The 17889-nt window shown below is 54.6% G+C and carries 13 protein-coding genes; 10 read left to right on the forward strand and 3 right to left on the reverse strand.

All coding sequences use genetic code 11. The features are described 5' to 3' along the window. Positions 1 to 25 precede the first annotated feature (25 nt). The 7 genes from ispG (at position 26) to ACLIBF_RS05865 (ending at position 9072) form a co-directional block, all read left to right on the forward strand. Entirely contained in the window at positions 26 to 1147 is a 1122-nt protein-coding gene (ispG, locus tag ACLIBF_RS05835; RefSeq protein ID WP_448309475.1) for a flavodoxin-dependent (E)-4-hydroxy-3-methylbut-2-enyl-diphosphate synthase, read from the forward strand. 105 nt (positions 1148 to 1252) lie between these two features. Then, a complete protein-coding gene (gene hisS / locus ACLIBF_RS05840) occupies positions 1253 to 2527 on the forward strand; it encodes a histidine--tRNA ligase (RefSeq protein ID WP_031376483.1) in 1275 nt (424 codons plus the stop codon). A 39-nt stretch (positions 2528 to 2566) separates the two neighbouring features. Beyond that, positions 2567 to 3184: a YfgM family protein gene (locus ACLIBF_RS05845; protein ID WP_279809779.1), complete on the forward strand. Its 618-nt coding sequence runs from the start codon at positions 2567 to 2569 to the stop codon at positions 3182 to 3184. Positions 3185 to 3203: 19 nt separating this feature from the next. After that, positions 3204 to 4385 (forward strand): outer membrane protein assembly factor BamB, encoded by a 1182-nt coding sequence (gene bamB / locus ACLIBF_RS05850; protein ID WP_031376481.1) that lies wholly within the window; start codon positions 3204 to 3206, stop codon positions 4383 to 4385. A gap of 172 nt (positions 4386 to 4557) precedes the next feature. Then, complete coding sequence (gene der / locus ACLIBF_RS05855) at positions 4558 to 6048, forward strand: ribosome biogenesis GTPase Der (protein ID WP_031376480.1); 1491 nt, start codon at positions 4558 to 4560, stop codon at positions 6046 to 6048. A gap of 58 nt (positions 6049 to 6106) precedes the next feature. Beyond that, positions 6107 to 6325 (forward strand): zinc ribbon domain-containing protein, encoded by a 219-nt coding sequence (locus ACLIBF_RS05860; protein ID WP_031376479.1) that lies wholly within the window; start codon positions 6107 to 6109, stop codon positions 6323 to 6325. A 305-nt stretch (positions 6326 to 6630) separates the two neighbouring features. Beyond that, positions 6631 to 9072, forward strand: coding sequence for a glucose/quinate/shikimate family membrane-bound PQQ-dependent dehydrogenase (locus tag ACLIBF_RS05865; protein WP_031376478.1), 2442 nt, complete (start codon positions 6631 to 6633; stop codon positions 9070 to 9072). Between the two features lie 267 nt (positions 9073 to 9339). Here ACLIBF_RS05865 and ACLIBF_RS05870 read toward each other — a convergent pair whose 3' ends face one another. From ACLIBF_RS05870 to xseA, 3 genes are all read right to left on the reverse strand, one after another. Further along, entirely contained in the window at positions 9340 to 9672 is a 333-nt protein-coding gene (locus tag ACLIBF_RS05870) for a protealysin inhibitor emfourin (protein WP_031376477.1), read from the reverse strand. After that, positions 9669 to 10682 (reverse strand): M4 family metallopeptidase, encoded by a 1014-nt coding sequence (locus ACLIBF_RS05875; protein WP_031376476.1) that lies wholly within the window; start codon positions 10680 to 10682, stop codon positions 9669 to 9671. Before ACLIBF_RS05875 ends, ACLIBF_RS05870 begins: the two co-directional genes overlap by 4 nt. A gap of 125 nt (positions 10683 to 10807) precedes the next feature. Then, on the reverse strand, positions 10808 to 12181 hold the full coding sequence (gene xseA / locus ACLIBF_RS05880) for an exodeoxyribonuclease VII large subunit (protein ID WP_448309476.1): 1374 nt from the start codon (positions 12179 to 12181) through the stop codon (positions 10808 to 10810). 168 nt (positions 12182 to 12349) lie between these two features. On the opposite strand from xseA, the gene guaB reads away from it, so the two are divergent. From guaB to ACLIBF_RS05895, 3 genes are all read left to right on the forward strand, one after another. After that, complete coding sequence (gene guaB / locus ACLIBF_RS05885; RefSeq protein ID WP_031376474.1) at positions 12350 to 13816, forward strand: IMP dehydrogenase; 1467 nt, start codon at positions 12350 to 12352, stop codon at positions 13814 to 13816. Between the two features lie 72 nt (positions 13817 to 13888). Next, complete coding sequence (guaA, locus tag ACLIBF_RS05890) at positions 13889 to 15469, forward strand: glutamine-hydrolyzing GMP synthase (RefSeq protein WP_069728709.1); 1581 nt, start codon at positions 13889 to 13891, stop codon at positions 15467 to 15469. A gap of 951 nt (positions 15470 to 16420) precedes the next feature. Further along, on the forward strand, positions 16421 to 17860 hold the full coding sequence (locus ACLIBF_RS05895; RefSeq protein WP_448310372.1) for an MFS transporter: 1440 nt from the start codon (positions 16421 to 16423) through the stop codon (positions 17858 to 17860). Positions 17861 to 17889: the final 29 nt, after the last annotated feature.

Consider the following 17889-nt stretch of genomic DNA (forward strand, 5'->3'; position numbering starts at 1 on the left):
TACCGGGCAATTGTGGAGAAGAAATATGCATAACGAAGCACCCATTATCCGCCGTAAATCCAAACGCATTTACGTCGGCAAGGTGCCAGTCGGTGACGGCGCGCCAATCGCTGTTCAGTCGATGACGAACACCCGCACCACAGACGTGGCGGCGACGGTAAATCAGATCAAAGCCCTTGAGCGCGTCGGTGTCGATATCGTCCGCATCTCGGTGCCGACGATGGATGCAGCAGAAGCATTCAGACTGATTAAACAGCAGGTGAACGTCCCGCTGGTGGCCGATATCCATTTTGACTACCGCATCGCGTTGAAAGTGGCCGAATATGGCGTTGATTGCCTGCGGATTAATCCCGGCAACATCGGCAATAACGAGCGTATCCGCATGGTGGTCGACTGCGCACGCGACAACAATATTCCGATCCGGATTGGCGTAAACGCCGGTTCGCTGGAAAAAGATCTGCAGGAAAAATATGGCGAGCCGACGCCACAGGCACTGCTTGAGTCGGCGATGCGCCATGTCGATCACCTCGATCGCCTTAACTTTGATCAGTTCAAAGTCAGCGTAAAAGCGTCGGACGTCTTCCTGGCGGTCGAATCGTATCGTCTGCTGGCGAAGCAGATTGAGCAGCCGCTGCACCTCGGTATTACCGAAGCGGGCGGGGCGCGAGCCGGTGCGGTAAAATCCGCCATTGGGCTCGGTTTACTGCTGTCCGAAGGGATTGGTGACACGCTGCGTATCTCGCTGGCGGCCGATCCGATCGAAGAAGTGAAGGTCGGTTTTGATATTCTGAAGTCACTGCGCATTCGTTCGCGTGGCATCAACTTCATCGCCTGTCCTACCTGTTCACGTCAGGAGTTTGACGTAATCGGCACTGTTACTGCGCTGGAACAGCGTCTGGAAGATATCATCACGCCGATGGATGTCTCCATTATCGGCTGTGTGGTTAACGGACCGGGCGAAGCGACCATCTCTACGCTGGGCGTCACCGGCGGCAACAAGAAAAGTGGCTTCTACGAAGATGGCGTGCGTCAGCGCGATCGTCTCGACAACAACGATATGATCGATCAGCTGGAAGCGCGTATTCGTGCCAAAGCATCGATGCTTGATGCCACGCGCCGTATTGATGTGCAGCATCTGGAAAAATAATGGCGTGCGCGGCCTGCGTGCGTGACTTTTTTGACTGAACCTGTGCGGTTTCATCCTCATAAGGTATGATGCCGGACAGGTTTTTTTGCATTAAGAGATTCTAACGTGGCGAAGAATATTCAGGCGATTCGCGGGATGAACGATTACCTGCCTGCGGATACCGCCATCTGGCAACGGATTGAAGGCGTTCTCAAGCAGACGCTGGCGAGCTACGGTTACAGCGAAATTCGCTTACCGCTGGTGGAGCAGACCCCGCTGTTTAAACGCGCCATCGGTGAAGTCACCGATGTGGTTGAAAAAGAGATGTACACCTTTGAGGACCGCAACGGCGAAAGCCTGACGCTGCGTCCGGAAGGAACCGCAGGCTGTGTGCGAGCCGGTATCGAACACGGTTTACTCTACAACCAGGAACAGCGGCTGTGGTACATGGGCCCGATGTTCCGCTATGAGCGTCCACAGAAGGGCCGCTACCGTCAGTTTTACCAGATGGGCGTCGAAGTGTTTGGCCTGCAGGGCCCGGATATCGATGCTGAATTGATCATGCTGAACGCGCGCTGGTGGAAAGCGTTGGGCATCGCCGATCACGTTCGCCTTGAACTGAACTCCATTGGCTCCCTTGAAGCCCGTGCTCGCTACCGCGATGCGCTGGTGGCTTTCCTTGAGCAGCATAAAGAGGTGCTGGATGAGGATTGCAAACGCCGCATGTACAGTAACCCGATGCGAGTGCTGGACAGTAAAAATCCTGATATTCAGCAACTGCTGAACGATGCGCCGCAGCTCGGCGACTATCTTGATGACGAATCACGCGAGCATTTCAACGGCCTGTGCGCACTGCTGGATGACGCCGGTATCGCCTACACCATCAACCAGCGCCTGGTGCGCGGGCTTGATTACTACAATCGCACGGTGATTGAGTGGGTGACCGACAGCCTCGGTTCACAGGGCACGGTGTGCGGTGGCGGACGCTATGATGGCCTGGTTGAACAGCTCGGCGGACGCGCAACCCCAGCCGTAGGTTTTGCTATGGGCATGGAACGTCTGGTGCTGCTGGTTCAGGCGGTGAATCCCGATTTTGAACCGACGAGCAATGTGGATGTCTATGTAATCGCTTCGGGTCAGGGCGTGCAGTCTGCAGCCATGCAACTGGCGGAGAAACTGCGTGATGAAGCGCCAGAACTGCGGTTGATGACTAACTTCGGCGGCGGCAACTTCAAAAAGCAGTTTGCCCGTGCTGACAAGTGGGGCGCTCGCGTCGCGCTGGTGTTAGGCGAGGATGAAGTGAAGGCCGGACAGGTCGTGATTAAAGATCTACGCCGTGGCGAGCAGCAAACGCTGGCTCAGGCAGAGGCTGCTGCTGTTTTGCGCACGCTGTTGCAGTAAGCGTGGCGCAGCACCAACCATAGAAAGGAGAGGGATTGCGTGGAAGTGTATAGCAATGAGAACGAGCAGACCGATGCGCTGCGTCGCTTTTTTGCCAATAACGGCAAAGCGTTAGCGGTTGGCGTAGTGATCGGCATTGCTGCGCTTGGCGGCTGGCGTTACTGGGCCAGTCATCAGGAAGATGCGGCGAAATCAGTATCGGCGCAGTATCAGCAGCTCACCAGCGCCATGCAGGCGGGCAAGCCAGAAACGCTGGAAGCGGTTAACACCTTTGCCAATGAAAACAGCAACACCTACGGTGCGCTGGCCGCGATGGATCTGGCAAAAAAGTATGTTGATACCAACCAGCTGGACAAAGCCGCGACGCTGCTGCAAAACGGCCTGAAAGATACCAAAGATGCCAACCTGCAGGCGGTGATTAACCTGCGCCTGGCACGCATTCAACTGCAACAGAATCATGCTGATGCGGCACTTAAAACCCTTGACGCTGTGAAGGGTGATGGCTGGACAGCCATTGTGGCCGATATCCGTGGTGAAGCGCTGCTGAGCAAAGGCGACAAGCAGGGCGCGCGCGATGCATGGAGCAAAGGGGTTGAATCTGACGCCTCTCCGGCATTGAAGCAAATGATGCAGATGAAGATGAATAACTTAAGCTAAGCCAGTCAAGAGAGAGCGCATGGAATTACGTAAATACCTGCTGCCGGGGCTGATTTCAGTCACTTTGCTCAGCGGTTGTTCGCTGTTTAGCGGCGAAGAAGATGTAGTAAAAATGGCCCCATTGCCTCAGGTGGAAAATCAGTTCACGCCACAGGAAGTGTGGAGCACCTCGGTGGGAGATGGCGTCGGTGATTTCTACTCCAACCTGCATCCCGCCTGGCAGGACACCACCGTATTTGCGGCCGATCGCTTCGGTATCGTAAAAGCGCTGGACGCCGCCGACGGTAAAGAAAAATGGAAAGTCGATCTCTCTGAGAAAACCGGCTTCTTCTCGAAAAATCGCTCAGCCCTGTTATCGGGCGGCCTGACGGCGGACGGCGATCGTCTCTATGTCGGCAGCGAGCGCGGTCAGATTTATGCGCTGAACAGCAGCGATGGCAGCCTGGCCTGGCAGACCAAAGTGGCGGGTGAAGCACTTTCTCGTCCGGTGGTCAGCGACGGCCTGGTACTGGTACACACCAGCAACGGGATGTTGCAGGGACTGGATCAGAGCAGCGGCGCTATCAAGTGGAGCGTCAACCTGGATATGCCAGCGTTGTCACTGCGTGGTGAATCTGCGCCTGCGGTCGCTTTTGGCGGCGCCATCGTCGGTGGCGACAATGGCCGCGTCAGTGCGGTTATCCTGAATCAGGGACAACTGATCTGGCAGCAGCGTATTTCCCAGGTCAGCGGCGCGACTGAGATCGATCGTTTGAATGACGTCGATACTACACCGGTTATCGTCAACGGTGTGGTTTACGCACTGGCCTATAACGGCGATCTCACGGCGCTGGACCTGCGTTCCGGTCAGATTTTGTGGAAACGCGAAATCGGCGGCGTAAAAGATCTGATTGTTGATGCGGGCCGCATCTATCTGGTCGATCAGGATGATCGGGTGATTGCGCTTAACGCCGATGGCGGCGTGGCAATCTGGCGCCAGAGCGATCTGCTGCACCGTAATCTGACCTCACCGGTGCTCTACAACGGCTACCTGGTGGTCGGCGATAGCGAAGGTTATCTGCACTGGCTGAACACCACCGATGGTCGTTTCGTCGCGCAGCAGAAACTGGACAGCTCCGGCTTCCAGACTGAGCCGGTGGTCGCCAGCGATAAGCTGCTGATCCAGTCGAAAGATGGTGAGGTTTATGCGATTACCCGCTAACGGGTAAACGTCTGGCAGGTGAAATCCTCCGTTCTGACGGCTCCTGATTTAATCAGGGGCCGTTTCGTTTTTAGTCAGGCATGGTATTCTTTGCGCCTTCAGCCTGAACTTAACGGCCAGAGCCGTTATAATCACGCCATTCGGGCGATTAATTATTTATTGAGGCATTGTTATGGTACCTGTGGTCGCGCTGGTTGGGCGTCCCAATGTGGGAAAATCTACGCTATTTAACCGTTTAACCCGCACTCGTGATGCGCTGGTAGCGGATTTTCCTGGACTGACTCGCGATCGCAAATATGGTCGCGCCGAAGTGGAAGGGCGCGAATTTATTGTTATCGATACCGGCGGTATCGACGGCACCGAAGAGGGTGTCGAAACGCGGATGGCCGAGCAGTCACTGCTGGCGATTGAAGAAGCGGATGTGGTGCTGTTTATGGTCGATGCGCGTGCCGGAATGATGGCCGCCGATCAGCAAATTGCTAAGCACCTGCGTTCACGTCAGAAAGCCACTTTCCTGGTGGCGAATAAAACCGACGGACTCGATCCCGATCAGGCGGTGGTGGATTTCTATTCACTGGGCCTCGGTGAGATCCATGCCATTGCGGCGTCGCATGGTCGTGGTGTTACCAGCCTGATCGAAACGGCACTGCTGCCGTGGATGGACAAAGTTGAGCCGGTCGAACTCACTGAAGAAGAAGAGAACCAGGCTTACTGGAGTGCGCTCGACGCCGAACAGACTGCTGAACTGGAAGCCGCAGAGGAAGAAGAAAACTTCGATCCGACCGGTTTGCCGATCAAGCTGGCGATTGTCGGTCGTCCTAACGTAGGTAAGTCAACGCTCACTAACCGTATTCTCGGCGAAGATCGCGTGGTGGTCTACGACATGCCGGGCACCACTCGCGACAGCATCTATATTCCGATGGAACGTGATGGACGCGAGTATGTGCTGATCGACACCGCGGGCGTGCGCAAGCGTGCCAAAATCTCTGATACCGTAGAGAAATTCTCGGTGATCAAAACGCTGCAGGCGATTGAAGATGCCAACGTAGTTATGCTGGTGATCGATGCGCGTGCCGGTATTTCCGATCAGGATCTGTCGCTGCTGGGCTTCATCCTCAACAGTGGCCGCTCGCTGGTGATTGTGGTCAACAAGTGGGATGGCCTGTCGCAGGAAATCCGTGATGAAGTGAAAGAGACGCTGGACTATCGTCTGGGCTTTATCGATTTCGCCCGCATCCACTTCATCTCTGCGCTGCACGGCAGTGGTGTCGGCAACCTGTTTGAATCGGTCACCGAAGCCTATGACTGTTCAACCAAACGTGTGAACACTTCAATGCTGACCCGTATCATGAACATGGCGGCCGAAGATCATCAGCCACCATTGGTTCGCGGTCGTCGCGTTAAGCTGAAGTATGCACATGCTGGTGGTTATAATCCGCCGATTGTGGTGATCCACGGTAACCAGGTTAAAGACCTGCCGGACTCATACAAACGCTACCTGATGAACTACTTCCGTAAATCACTGAACGTAATGGGAACGCCGATTCGCATCCAGTTCAAAGAGGGTGAGAACCCGTACGAAGGTAAGCGCAACCTGCTGACGCCAACGCAGCAGCGTAAGCGTAAGCGTCTGATGGCGCATATGAAGAAAAATAAGCGTTAAGTGGAAGAGGGCCGGAAGGCCCTCTTTTTTTGTCCTGATATTAAGTAAGAGGCTAATCATGACCATCAATTGTGAAAACTGTCAGCAGCCGCTGCAGCTCAGCGACGGCGAATTTATCTGTAGCGGTTGTGGCGCTCACACGCCGGCGCAGGCATGCTGCCCGGATTGCCATCAGCCGCTGGAACGGCTTTCTGCCTGTGGCGCAGTGGACTACTTTTGTCACCATGGACACGGCCTGATCTCGAAAAAGCGGGTGGAGTTTCAGCCACAGCGTTAAGTAAGCGGCAGCGATCCGGCGTAAGCCGTCGGCATTCACTACAATTGTTGTAGCAAAAATGCTATTGCAGCGTAACAACTGGGTTATAGATGTTCACTCTGTAATGTACCAGGTGGTACAATCCTGCCGCGTCGTGGGGATGGGCCAGCCACACCAGGTCTTTCCGGTCCAGCTTTCTCCATGGACGCGGGTCTGTTTATATTCGATTTGAAACAGTGCGGCACTCCGCATGTCCCTTTGACAAGGTTGCGCAGTTCAGGCGGCAACCGGCGTGGACGCTCTGTTTATTCAGGAGAGTTAGTGTTATGGCTGAAACATCGTCCCGCTCCGCTAAGGGGCTGGGAATAGTATCCGTGCTGCTCGGGCTGGTGCTGCTGGCTACCGGCCTGTTCTTCGCGATAGGCGGCGGCAAACTGGTTGCCCTCGGCGGCAGTTGGTACTTCCTGATTGCCGGTATCGTTACCGTTCTGTCAGCAATTCAGTTTTTCCGTCGCAAATCATCGGCGGTGGTACTGTTTCTGCTGATGTTTGTCGGCACCCTGATCTGGTCGCTGTTTGATGCTGGCATCGAGTTCTGGCCGCTGGTTTCGCGCCTGATGGTGCCAACCGGCCTGATGATCGTCGCCTTCCTGCTCTGGCCTGCGCTGCGTAAGCGTGAAGGCAAAAGCTCGCTGGCAAAGCCCGCTTATGGGCTTTCTGCGCTGCTGGCAGTCGGCATGGTGGTAACTTTCGTGCAGATGTTTCAGCCCCATCCTACCGTCGCGTTCTCAGGCGAAGAGCTGCCGCTGATTCCGGTGGATAAAGCGAAACAGCAGAAAGACTGGGATAACTATGGCAACACGCCACAGGGCAGCCGCTTTGTGGCGCTGGACCAAATCACCCGCGATAATGTGAAAGATCTGCAGGTCGCCTGGACCTTCCGGACCGGCGATATCCCGGACAGCCCAACCGGCAACGGCGCGGAAGATCAGCAAACCCCGTTACAGGTGGGTAATACCCTCTATCTCTGCACCCCGCACAACAATGTTATTGCCGTCGAGGCAGACAGCGGTAAGCAGATCTGGAAACGCGAAATCAATGCCCAGGCGGAAGTCTGGCCGCGCTGCCGTGGTCTGGCTTATTTCGATGCCACTAAACCGCTGCAGCAGCCAACTCAGCCAGGCTCGACGCCGGTTCCGGCCGTCACGCTGCCAGCCGGTGATAGCTGTCAGCGCCGCATTCTGATGAACACCATCGATGCACGTCTGATCGCCATCAACGCTGACAACGGTGAGTTCTGTGAGAGCTTTGGTAATCACGGTATCGTTGACCTGAAAGCCGGTCTCGGCCAGGCGCCCGATCCGCAGTATCAGCTGACGTCAGCACCGACGCTGGCAGGCACCACCGTAGTGGTGGGCGGCCGCGTCGCTGACAACGTCCAGACCGATATGCCGGGTGGCGTATTGCGTGGTTTTGACGTCATCACCGGTCAGATGCGCTGGGCGTTTGACCCGGGTAATGTCGATCCGAATGCGGTGTTAATGCCGGGCAAAGAGTACGCCCGCAGTACGCCGAACTCGTGGGCACCGATGTCTTACGATCCGGCGATGAACACCGTATTTATCCCGATGGGCAGTTCATCTGTCGATCTGTGGGGTGCGAACCGTACCGAACTGGATCACAAATATGGCGCATCCGTGCTGGCGCTGGACGCTACCACCGGTAAAGAGAAGTGGGTTTATCAGACCGTACATAACGATCTGTGGGACTTCGACCTGCCGATGCAGCCAAGCCTGATCGATTTCCCGCTGAAGGATGGCACAACTAAACCTGCGGTGGTGATTGGCGGTAAAACCGGCATGATCTTCGTGCTCGATCGCATGACCGGCAAGCCACTGACCAAAGTCGAAGAGCTGCCGATGCCGCAGGGACATATCCCGAACGAGCAGTACACCAAAACCCAGCCTCATTCGACCGGTATGCCACAGATTGGCAACCAGACGCTGAAAGAGTCTGACATGTGGGGTGCTACGCCGTTTGATCAGCTGGCCTGCCGTATTGGCTTCAAATCGATGCGTTATGATGGCCTGTTCACCGTACCGGACACCGATAAGTCGCTGAGCTTCCCGGGTTCGCTGGGCGGAATGAACTGGGGTAGCATGTCGACCGATCCGAACAACCATCTGCTGTTCGTCAATGACATGCGTCTCGGCCTGTGGGTACAGATGATCCCGGCTGACACCAATAAGATTTCTCGTGGCAGCAACGGTGGTGAAGCGATCAACACCGGTATGGGCGCGGTGCCGCTGAAAGGCACACCGTATGCGGTGAACAAAAACCGCTTTATGTCGCCGCTGGGCATTCCTTGCCAGAAGCCACCGTTTGGTACGCTGTCGGCCATTGACATGAAAACCCAGAAAATCGTCTGGCAGGTGCCGGTCGGTACCGTGCAGGATACCGGACCTTTCGGCATCAAAATGCGCATGAAAATGCCGGTTGGTATGCCAACGCTGGGCGGTACGCTGGCAACTCAGGGTGGGCTGGTGTTCATCGCCGGTACCCAGGATTACTACCTGCGCGCCTTTGATGCTTCAACCGGTAAAGAAGTATGGAAAGCACGTCTGCCGGTTGGCAGCCAGGGCGGCCCGATGAGCTACGTTTCGCCGAAAACCGGCAAACAGTACATCCTCATCTCTGCCGGTGGTGCACGCCAGTCGCCGGATCGCGGTGATTACGTGATTGCTTACGCGCTGCCAGACAGCAAGTAAGTTCAGCTGTGAAAAGGGCCGACATTGTCGGCCCTTTTTTTGGCAGAGTGTTGCCCGGTTCGCTGTAAGGCCGCTTAGCTCAGGTAACACGGTCAGATCGGAAAGTCGCAAAACCGACATCCATGACTGCCCGGCGCGCGACGTCCATGGCGCGGGACGCTTTCCTCCTCTGACTGTATTCCCTGCATCTTAAGCTCATGGGTTGCGGCCAGATTCACATCAGATTATTCAGCTGTCTCAGGGCCGACACTGTCGGCCCTTTTTTGCTTATTCACCATCACGCCACAGCGCCTGCAATTCTGGCGGCGCTACCTGTTCCGGAATCAACAGCACGATGGTGCCGACCTCGCGGTGGGTCGCATACTGAATCTGAATGCGAAAATAGCGTTGATCGCCACGTCCCACCTCAGGCGCTTTCTCTTCCGGCTCGCCCAGCGGCATAGCCTGCTCAAGCGCACGACAGACGCGCTGCTTTTCCGGCGGCGGCAGTTCACCCAGCGAAAAACGGCGTTCGGCGCGCAGGCCAGGCATAAAGGCGAGGCCTCCTTCACGCGCCACGATGATAGTGGCGTCATCGGTGAGTTCGGGCAGATCACTCATAGCACACCGACCTCTTTCCACGCCTGCTCAATTGCGCTGGCAACGGAACGGTTAAAGCGCTTTTCGCCATGCTGAAGGGTAAAGCGGGCAAAGGTTTTAAAATCGGCATCCTGCGGCAGTTCATCGTCGCACATTGTGTCATACCAGGCGTGACCCGCCAGCTCCCACGCATAGCCGCCCAGCGCTTTCGCCGCCAGATAGAAGGCGCGGTTAGGAATACCGGAGTTGAGGTGCACGCCGCCGTTATCTTCGCGGGTCTGAACGTAATGATCCATGTGCGCCGGCTGTGGATCTTTGCCCAGCATCGGGTCGTCATACGCGGTGCCGGGCGCAGACATCGACCGCAGCCCCTTGCCATTGATACCGCTGGCCAGCAGGCCTTCACCGATGATCCAGTCAGCCTGATCGGCACTCTGTTTTTTACTGAACTGTTTGACCAGCGAGCCAAATACATCGGAGAGTGACTCGTTCAGCGCACCCGCCTGCTCAAAGTAGATCAGACCGGCTTCATTCTCGGTCACGCCATGCGTCAGTTCGTGCGCCACCACGTCGATTGCGATGGTAAAACGATTAAAAATCTCGCCGTCACCATCACCAAATACCATTTGCTGACCGTTCCAGAAGGCGTTCTGGTATTTATCGCCGTAATGGACCGTTCCGAGCAGTTTCAGCCCCTGATTATCCAGCGAGTTGCGCTGGTAGGCCTGCCAGAAAAAGTCATAGGTGGTGCCGAGATAATCCCAGGCTTCACCGGCTGCGACATCACCGTTTTCGGGCTGGCCTTCCTGACGAATCAGCTTACCGGGCAGGGTTTGCTGGTTTTGCGCATCATAAATTTCGCGATCCACATGGCCGCCTGCTGCCGTTTTCGCCACGGCCGGCTTTTGCCAGTGTTCAGCCATCAGATGCTGTACATGGGTCAGGGTGCGGCGCGCCTGTTCCTGCTGGTGACCGGAGCCGTGCGCGATAATTTTGCGGAGGATATAGGGAGGAATAACGCTAAAGGCCATGTGAAACTCCTTGGCAACAGGGATGTGCCAAAAAGTATAGACCGGTCAGTAAAGATACACCTCGTTGATGCCATAACAAGCGATACGATAACCGGTGAACTGACGGTCTGACACCAGCAGGGCGATCAGCAAGCGGCTTTGCGGCGGCGCTTTTTCTCCGGCAACAGCTGGGTTACCTGACTCTCGACCCAGCCATCATCCAGGCGAGTGCGCAGCAGATCGCCGTTCTGCAGCTGCTGGGTCTTTTTCACAACCTGACCTGCAGTATCGGTAGTGACGCTGAAGCCGCGCGCCAGGGTCGCTAACGGACTGACGCCTTCCAGCTGCGCTACCAGTTGGCCGAACTGCTGTTTATCCGCGTTCAGCTGTTTCTGCATACTCTGCTGCAGACGATAGTGCCAGCTTTGCAGCTGCTTCTGCGCTTCAAACAGACGCTGCTGTGGCTGCTGCGCGGTCAGCCGATGCGTCAGGCGATCCTGTTGCCGGCTGGCGTGGCGCAAGCCGGTTTCCATCGCGTCAGTCAGCCGTTGCTGCAGGCGGAACAGGGCGGTCTGCTGGCGAGCGAGACGTAACTGAGGATGCTGCTGTTGCAGACGGTGCTCCAGCCGGCTGTAGAGCCGCTGCTGGCGCGCCAGATAGTAGTCCATCGCCATCTCAAGCCGCTGTTGCTGTGACTGCAGCTGACGCAGCAGCTCAAGCTGATTACGGCTGACGATCTCGGCGGCGGCAGAAGGCGTTGGCGCGCGCAAATCTGCCACAAAATCGGCAATCGTGACGTCAGTTTCATGGCCGACAGCGCTGACGATCGGAATACGGCTGGCAAAAATCGCCCGCGCGACGCGTTCGTCGTTAAAGCTCCACAAATCTTCCAGTGAGCCGCCGCCACGGCCGACAATTAACACGTCGCACTCATTACGCTGGTTAGCGATCTCAATCGCCCGGACGATAGCGGCAGGCGCATCAACACCCTGAACCGGAGTGGGATAGATCACTACCGGCAATGAGGGATCGCGGCGATGCAGCACCCGCAGCACATCGTGCAGCGCCGCGCCGGTTGAAGAGGTGATCACGCCGACCTGGCGCGCCGGATCGGGCAGCGGTTGCTTATGCTGTGGTTCGAACAAACCTTCGGTCGCCAGCCGCGCTTTCAGCAGTTCAAACTGCTGCTGCAGCAGACCTTCACCGGCCGGATGCATACTTTCGATAATCAGCTGATAGTCGCCGCGCGGCTCATACAGCGTGATGTTGGCGCGAACCAGCACCTGCTGACCATGCTGCGGACGAAAGGTGACGCGACGGTTGCTGTTGCGGAACATGGCACAGCGCACCTGGGCGCCGTCATCCTTCAGGGTGAAGTACCAGTGACCGGAAGCGGGTTGGGTGAAGTTGGAGATCTCGGCGCTCAGCCAGACCAGGCCCATCTCTTTTTCCAGCAGCTGACGCACTGTGGTATTGAGACGGCTGACGGTAAAAATATTGGCGACGGGTGGCAGCGACATGTGACGAAGATCAAATTCCAAATCAGCAGGTTAATTCACCGATACTACAGGGCTGATAGCGCGGATCAAGAGTTTTTCTGAAATAATGCTGGAGGCAATCGGTTACGGCCTGTATAATGCCGCGGCAATATTTTATCTATTCTCATTCACCCGAGGTGGAGTATTGCCATGTTAAGAATCGCTAAAGAAGCACTCACTTTCGACGACGTTTTACTCGTTCCTGCACACTCCACCGTCCTGCCGAATACGGCCGATCTCAGCACTCAGCTGACCAAAAATATCCGTTTAAATATTCCGATGCTTTCCGCTGCAATGGACACCGTGACCGAAGCGGGTCTGGCGATTGCGCTGGCGCAGGAAGGCGGTCTTGGCTTCATTCACAAAAACATGTCAATTGAACGCCAGGCGGACGAAGTGCGCAAGGTGAAGAAACATGAAAGCGGCGTGGTGACTGAGCCACAAACCGTGCTGCCAACTACACCGCTGGCCGAAGTGAAAGCGCTGACCGAGCGTAACGGTTTTGCCGGTTACCCGGTAGTGAACCGCGACAACGAACTGGTCGGTATCATTACCGGTCGTGACGTTCGCTTTGTGACTGACCTCTCCCAGCCGGTATCCGCTGTGATGACCCCGAAAGATCGTCTGGTGACGGTGAAAGAGGGTGAAGCGCGCGACGTAGTGCTGCACAAAATGCACGAAAAGCGCGTTGAAAAAGCGCTGGTGGTGGATGACAGCTTCCATCTGCTTGGCATGATTACCGTAAAAGATTTCCAGAAAGCCGAACGTAAACCAAACGCCTGTAAAGATGCGCAGGGTCGTCTGCGTGTCGGTGCCGCCGTTGGTGCGGGCGCCGGTAACGAAGAGCGTATCGATGCGCTGGTTGCGGCCGGTGTTGACGTGCTGCTGATTGACTCCTCGCACGGCCATTCCGAAGGCGTGCTGTCACGCATTCGTGAAACCCGCGCCAAATATCCTGATCTTGAAATCGTCGGCGGCAACGTGGCGACCGGTGCTGGCGCACTGGCGCTGGTAGACGCCGGCGTCAGCGCAGTTAAAGTCGGTATCGGCCCGGGCTCCATCTGTACTACCCGTATCGTCACCGGCGTTGGCGTGCCACAGATTACCGCCGTTTCTGATGCGGTTGCTGCACTGGAAGGCACCGGTATTCCGGTAATCGCCGATGGCGGTATCCGCTTCTCTGGCGACATCGCCAAAGCAATTGCTGCGGGCGCATCCTGTGTGATGGTCGGTTCTATGCTGGCCGGTACCGAAGAATCCCCGGGCGAAATCGAACTCTATCAGGGGCGTTCGTTCAAATCCTATCGCGGCATGGGTTCACTGGGCGCGATGTCGAAAGGCTCATCTGACCGTTACTTCCAGACCGATAACGCCGCCGACAAACTGGTGCCGGAAGGCATTGAAGGCCGCGTTGCCTATAAAGGCCGCCTGAAAGAGATCGTACACCAGCAGATGGGCGGACTGCGCTCCTGTATGGGCCTGACCGGCTGCCCGACCATTGATGACCTGCGCACCAAAGCGGAATTTGTCCGCATCAGCGGTGCCGGCATCAACGAAAGCCATGTCCACGATGTGACCATTACCAAAGAGTCACCGAACTACCGCATGGGATCGTAATCCCGTAAGATTTCCCGCCCGGCTTCAGCCGGGCGCTTTTATTTATCAAGTCACCGTTCTGGAAACCCCTCAATGACGACGGAAAATATCCATAAGCATCGCATTCTGATTCTCGATTTCGGCTCTCAATATACTCAGCTGGTGGCACGTCGCGTGCGCGAACTGGGTGTCTACTGTGAACTCTGGGCATGGGACGTGACCGAAGAGCAGATTCGCCAGTTCAATCCGAGCGGCATCATCCTCTCCGGTGGGCCGGAAAGCACCACCGAGCTGAACAGCCCGCGTGCGCCTGAATATGTCTTCAGCGCCGGTGTGCCGGTGCTGGGCGTCTGCTACGGCATGCAGACCATGGCGATGCAGTTGGGCGGTAAAGTCTCCGGTTCCAGCGAGCGTGAGTTCGGTTATGCGCAGGTTGAAGTGACCACCCCAAGCGCGCTGGTACGCGGTATTGAAGACGCGATTAGCGCCGCCGGTAAACCGCTGCTGGATGTCTGGATGAGCCACGGCGACAAAGTGACTGCCATTCCGGCTGACTTCGTCACCGTTGCCAGCACCGAAACCTGTCCGTTCGCCATCATGGCCAACGAAGAGAAGCGTTTCTACGGCGTGCAGTTCCACCCGGAAGTGACCCACACCCGTCAGGGGCTGCGGATGCTTGAGCGTTTCATTATCGATATCTGTGAATGTGAAGCGCTGTGGACCCCGGCTAAGATCATTGAAGATGCGGTTGAGCGCCTGCGTGAGCAGGTCGGCAATGACAAGGTAATCCTTGGCCTTTCAGGCGGCGTTGACTCCTCTGTGACCGCGATGCTGCTGCACCGCGCCATCGGCGATCGTCTGACCTGCGTATTCGTGGATAACGGTCTGCTGCGCCTGAACGAAGCGCAACAGGTGATGGATATGTTTGGCGACCACTTTGGTCTCAACATCATCCATGTGCCGGCTGAGATGCGCTTCCTGGATGCACTGGCGGGTATTGATGAACCTGAAGCTAAGCGTAAAACCATCGGTCGTGTCTTTGTGGAAGTATTTGACGAAGAAGCGCTGAAACTGCAGGACGTTAAGTGGCTGGCGCAGGGCACCATCTATCCGGACGTGATTGAATCAGCCGCCTCTGCCACCGGTAAAGCGCACGTCATCAAATCGCACCATAACGTGGGTGGCCTGCCGAAAGAGATGAAGATGGGGCTGGTTGAACCGCTGAAAGAGCTGTTCAAAGATGAAGTGCGTAAGATCGGTCTGGAGCTGGGCCTGCCGTACGATATGCTTTATCGCCATCCGTTCCCGGGTCCGGGTCTGGGCGTACGCGTGCTGGGCGAAGTGAAGAAAGAGTATTGCGACCTGCTGCGCCGTGCCGATGCGATCTTCATTGAAGAGCTGCACAAAGCCGATCTCTACAACAAGGTCAGCCAGGCCTTCACCGTCTTCCTGCCGGTACGTTCGGTCGGTGTGATGGGCGATGGCCGTAAATATGACTGGGTGGTTTCACTGCGTGCAGTGGAAACCATCGACTTCATGACCGCGCACTGGGCGCACCTGCCGTATGAATTCCTCGGCCGGGTCTCTAACCGCATCATCAATGAAGTCAACGGCATCTCCCGCGTGGTGTATGACATCAGCGGCAAGCCACCGGCGACCATTGAATGGGAATGATTTCGCGTCTGGCAACAGCCTACACGGTTAAGCAGTAAAATCCCTCTAAGCCCGCATCACTGCGGGCTTTTTTGTGTCTGGCACTTTCTGGCAACGGTAAGCACAGTTTTTTCAATGGAACTCACGAGAAACGCTATAACGTTAATGACCGTGATGACCTTTATGTTGTGGTAACTCCGGCGGGTTCAATCTCATTTCGCTACCACTATTCAATAAATCGAACACAAGAGACCATTAGCTTTGACCGTTAGGGCGTCGGTGGGATTACGCTTGCGCAAGCGCGACGAGCTGAAATTTAGCGAAGCATGATGGACGAAACTAAAGGAGAGGATGAAACAACGTAGACCAGATTGGTTTTTTCTTTCCAGACTGGCAATGAATATTATTATTGCTCTCAAAATCTTTGCCGGTAGCTCTGATTATATCCTTCCTTCGCCTACGATTCCGATGCGCCAGTGAGTAGCGCTAGTCAAAACCTGCTTTTGATGCTGACATCTCGTTTGGCATAGAAAGAAGGCGAGCCGTGGCCTGAACTTGCATAAAGAACTCCATAATTTAGGCGGCGCAAAATAAATCACTGTTACCTATCCTCTCTTTTCATCGCCGGTTGCTCAATTACGTTATTTCACTCTCGTATTGAGATAATTATCAAGTGTGAGCCATCCCGCAAAATTACGCTTATATATTGAGTTTGCTTTGTCACCGACAGCAGGCAAGGGTCTAAATTAAAAGCCTGTTTAGTATGGTAGTTCATTTGCTGAGAATATCGTCTGTGCGCGGTTAATCAACCCTTCCGGGCCTTTAAATGGCTTTTGTCTCAATGATCACATAAATAAAAAAACATAATTAATTAATTTAAAAACATAATAGATTCTCATGGGTTACTTGTGTCAGAAAGTGTTCCTCCCAGACAAAAGAACCGGAGATCTGACTAGAATGAGCAATAACATAATGCAAAGCCGGCATGATGAATATCATAAATTAACCCGTGGAGAGCGTATTGGTTATGGGATGGGCGACTTTGCGCAAAACCTGGTATTCGGTACCATTGGCGGTTTTCTGGCGCTTCACATGTTGACTGTAAATACAATCAGTACAGCAACAGCCGGATTTATATTTCTTTTTGTCCGCATTATTAACGTGTTATGGGACCCGATGGTGGGAACGTATGTTGATAAAAGAAGCTCTCCTGCCGGAAAATACCGTCCCTGGCTTTTAAGAGCAGGTGTTCCTCTTGTTATCCTTTCTGCTTTACTGTTTGCTCCTATCCCGGGTATCCAGGGTTCTGTTCCTTTTGCATTTGTGGTTTATTTAGCCCTGGATTTGATTTATTCAGTAGTGAATATCCCGTATGGTTCACTGAATGCTTCACTGACAAGAGATCCTGAATCTATTGATAAACTGACCAGCACACGTATGATGCTGGCTAATAGTGCGAATCTTCTTGTCTATACGCTCTTTCCAATGTTTGTACAAATGGCTTCTCCAAAAGATCGAAGCCTGAAAGATACGGGTTTTTTTGGCCTTGAACTCAATATGGGTAACTACACCGATCCCTCAGCTAACTACGCGTGGTTTGGTGTTTACTCAATCTATATGCTGATCGGCGCAGTTGCACTTTTCATCTGTTATAAATTTACTAAAGAACGTGTCGTTGCGACGGAAGAACAAACAGCCAACGTAAAAGCGACAGATCTGTTCCATGAACTCAGACATAACCGGCCGCTTGTCATTCTCGGATTGTTTTTCATGCTGGCCTTCACCTTCATGTTTTTCATGAATACCGTAAATGGCTTTTTCAATCAGTACGTCGTTGGCCACTCAGAGTGGATGGGCGCTATCGGCCTGGTCGCCTCAATTCCCGGTATTGTCTTCCCTGTTTTTTGGCCCAGACTGAAGAAAATTTTTGGCAAAAAAGGCTTCTTCCATCTGTTCCTTGGCATGTTTATTGTCGGTGAACTACTGACCTACGTATGGTCACGTGAAGCAATGCACGATGCCCTTTGGCTGGCTTATATCTCAACATTCATCAAACAGTGGGGCTTAAGCTCTGCGACCGGCTTCATGTGGGCACTTGTCCCTGAAGTTGTCGCTTATGGCGAATTAAAAACAGGAAAACGAAACGCCGCCATTATTAATGCCATTATGGGACTGTTTTTCAAAATCGGTTTCACGCTGGGTGGCGCGATTCCACTTTGGTTACTGGCTGCCTATGGCTTTAACGAAAAAGGGGTTCAGCAAAGTGCAAATGCTATCGACGGAATAATTATTACAGCGATTTGGGCTCCAATAATGTTAGCCGCCATTTCGATGATCATCATTCAGGTCTATCCCATCTCAGACAAACATGTCACCGACATCAATCGTCAGCTTGATGAGGTACGTGTGTAGTTTGAAAAATTAGCGATAAAACTCAAAAA

The sequence above is a fragment of the Pantoea sp. PGP6 genome, from assembly GCF_053474785.1.

Bases quoted from the DNA above. Each gene is read 5' to 3' on its own strand.
- ispG (WP_448309475.1), top strand. From the start codon at position 26: ATGCATAACGAAGCACCCATTATCCGCCGTAAATCCAAACGCATTTAC.
- ACLIBF_RS05895 (WP_448310372.1), top strand. From the start codon at position 16,421: ATGCAAAGCCGGCATGATGAATATCATAAATTAACCCGTGGAGAGCGT.
- ACLIBF_RS05865 (WP_031376478.1), top strand. From the start codon at position 6,631: ATGGCTGAAACATCGTCCCGCTCCGCTAAGGGGCTGGGAATAGTATCC.
- ACLIBF_RS05870 (WP_031376477.1), bottom strand. From the start codon at position 9,672: ATGAGTGATCTGCCCGAACTCACCGATGACGCCACTATCATCGTGGCG.
- ACLIBF_RS05860 (WP_031376479.1), top strand. From the start codon at position 6,107: ATGACCATCAATTGTGAAAACTGTCAGCAGCCGCTGCAGCTCAGCGAC.
- bamB (WP_031376481.1), top strand. From the start codon at position 3,204: ATGGAATTACGTAAATACCTGCTGCCGGGGCTGATTTCAGTCACTTTG.
- xseA (WP_448309476.1), bottom strand. From the start codon at position 12,181: ATGTCGCTGCCACCCGTCGCCAATATTTTTACCGTCAGCCGTCTCAAT.
- ACLIBF_RS05875 (WP_031376476.1), bottom strand. From the start codon at position 10,682: ATGGCCTTTAGCGTTATTCCTCCCTATATCCTCCGCAAAATTATCGCG.
- guaB (WP_031376474.1), top strand. From the start codon at position 12,350: ATGTTAAGAATCGCTAAAGAAGCACTCACTTTCGACGACGTTTTACTC.
- guaA (WP_069728709.1), top strand. From the start codon at position 13,889: ATGACGACGGAAAATATCCATAAGCATCGCATTCTGATTCTCGATTTC.
- der (WP_031376480.1), top strand. From the start codon at position 4,558: ATGGTACCTGTGGTCGCGCTGGTTGGGCGTCCCAATGTGGGAAAATCT.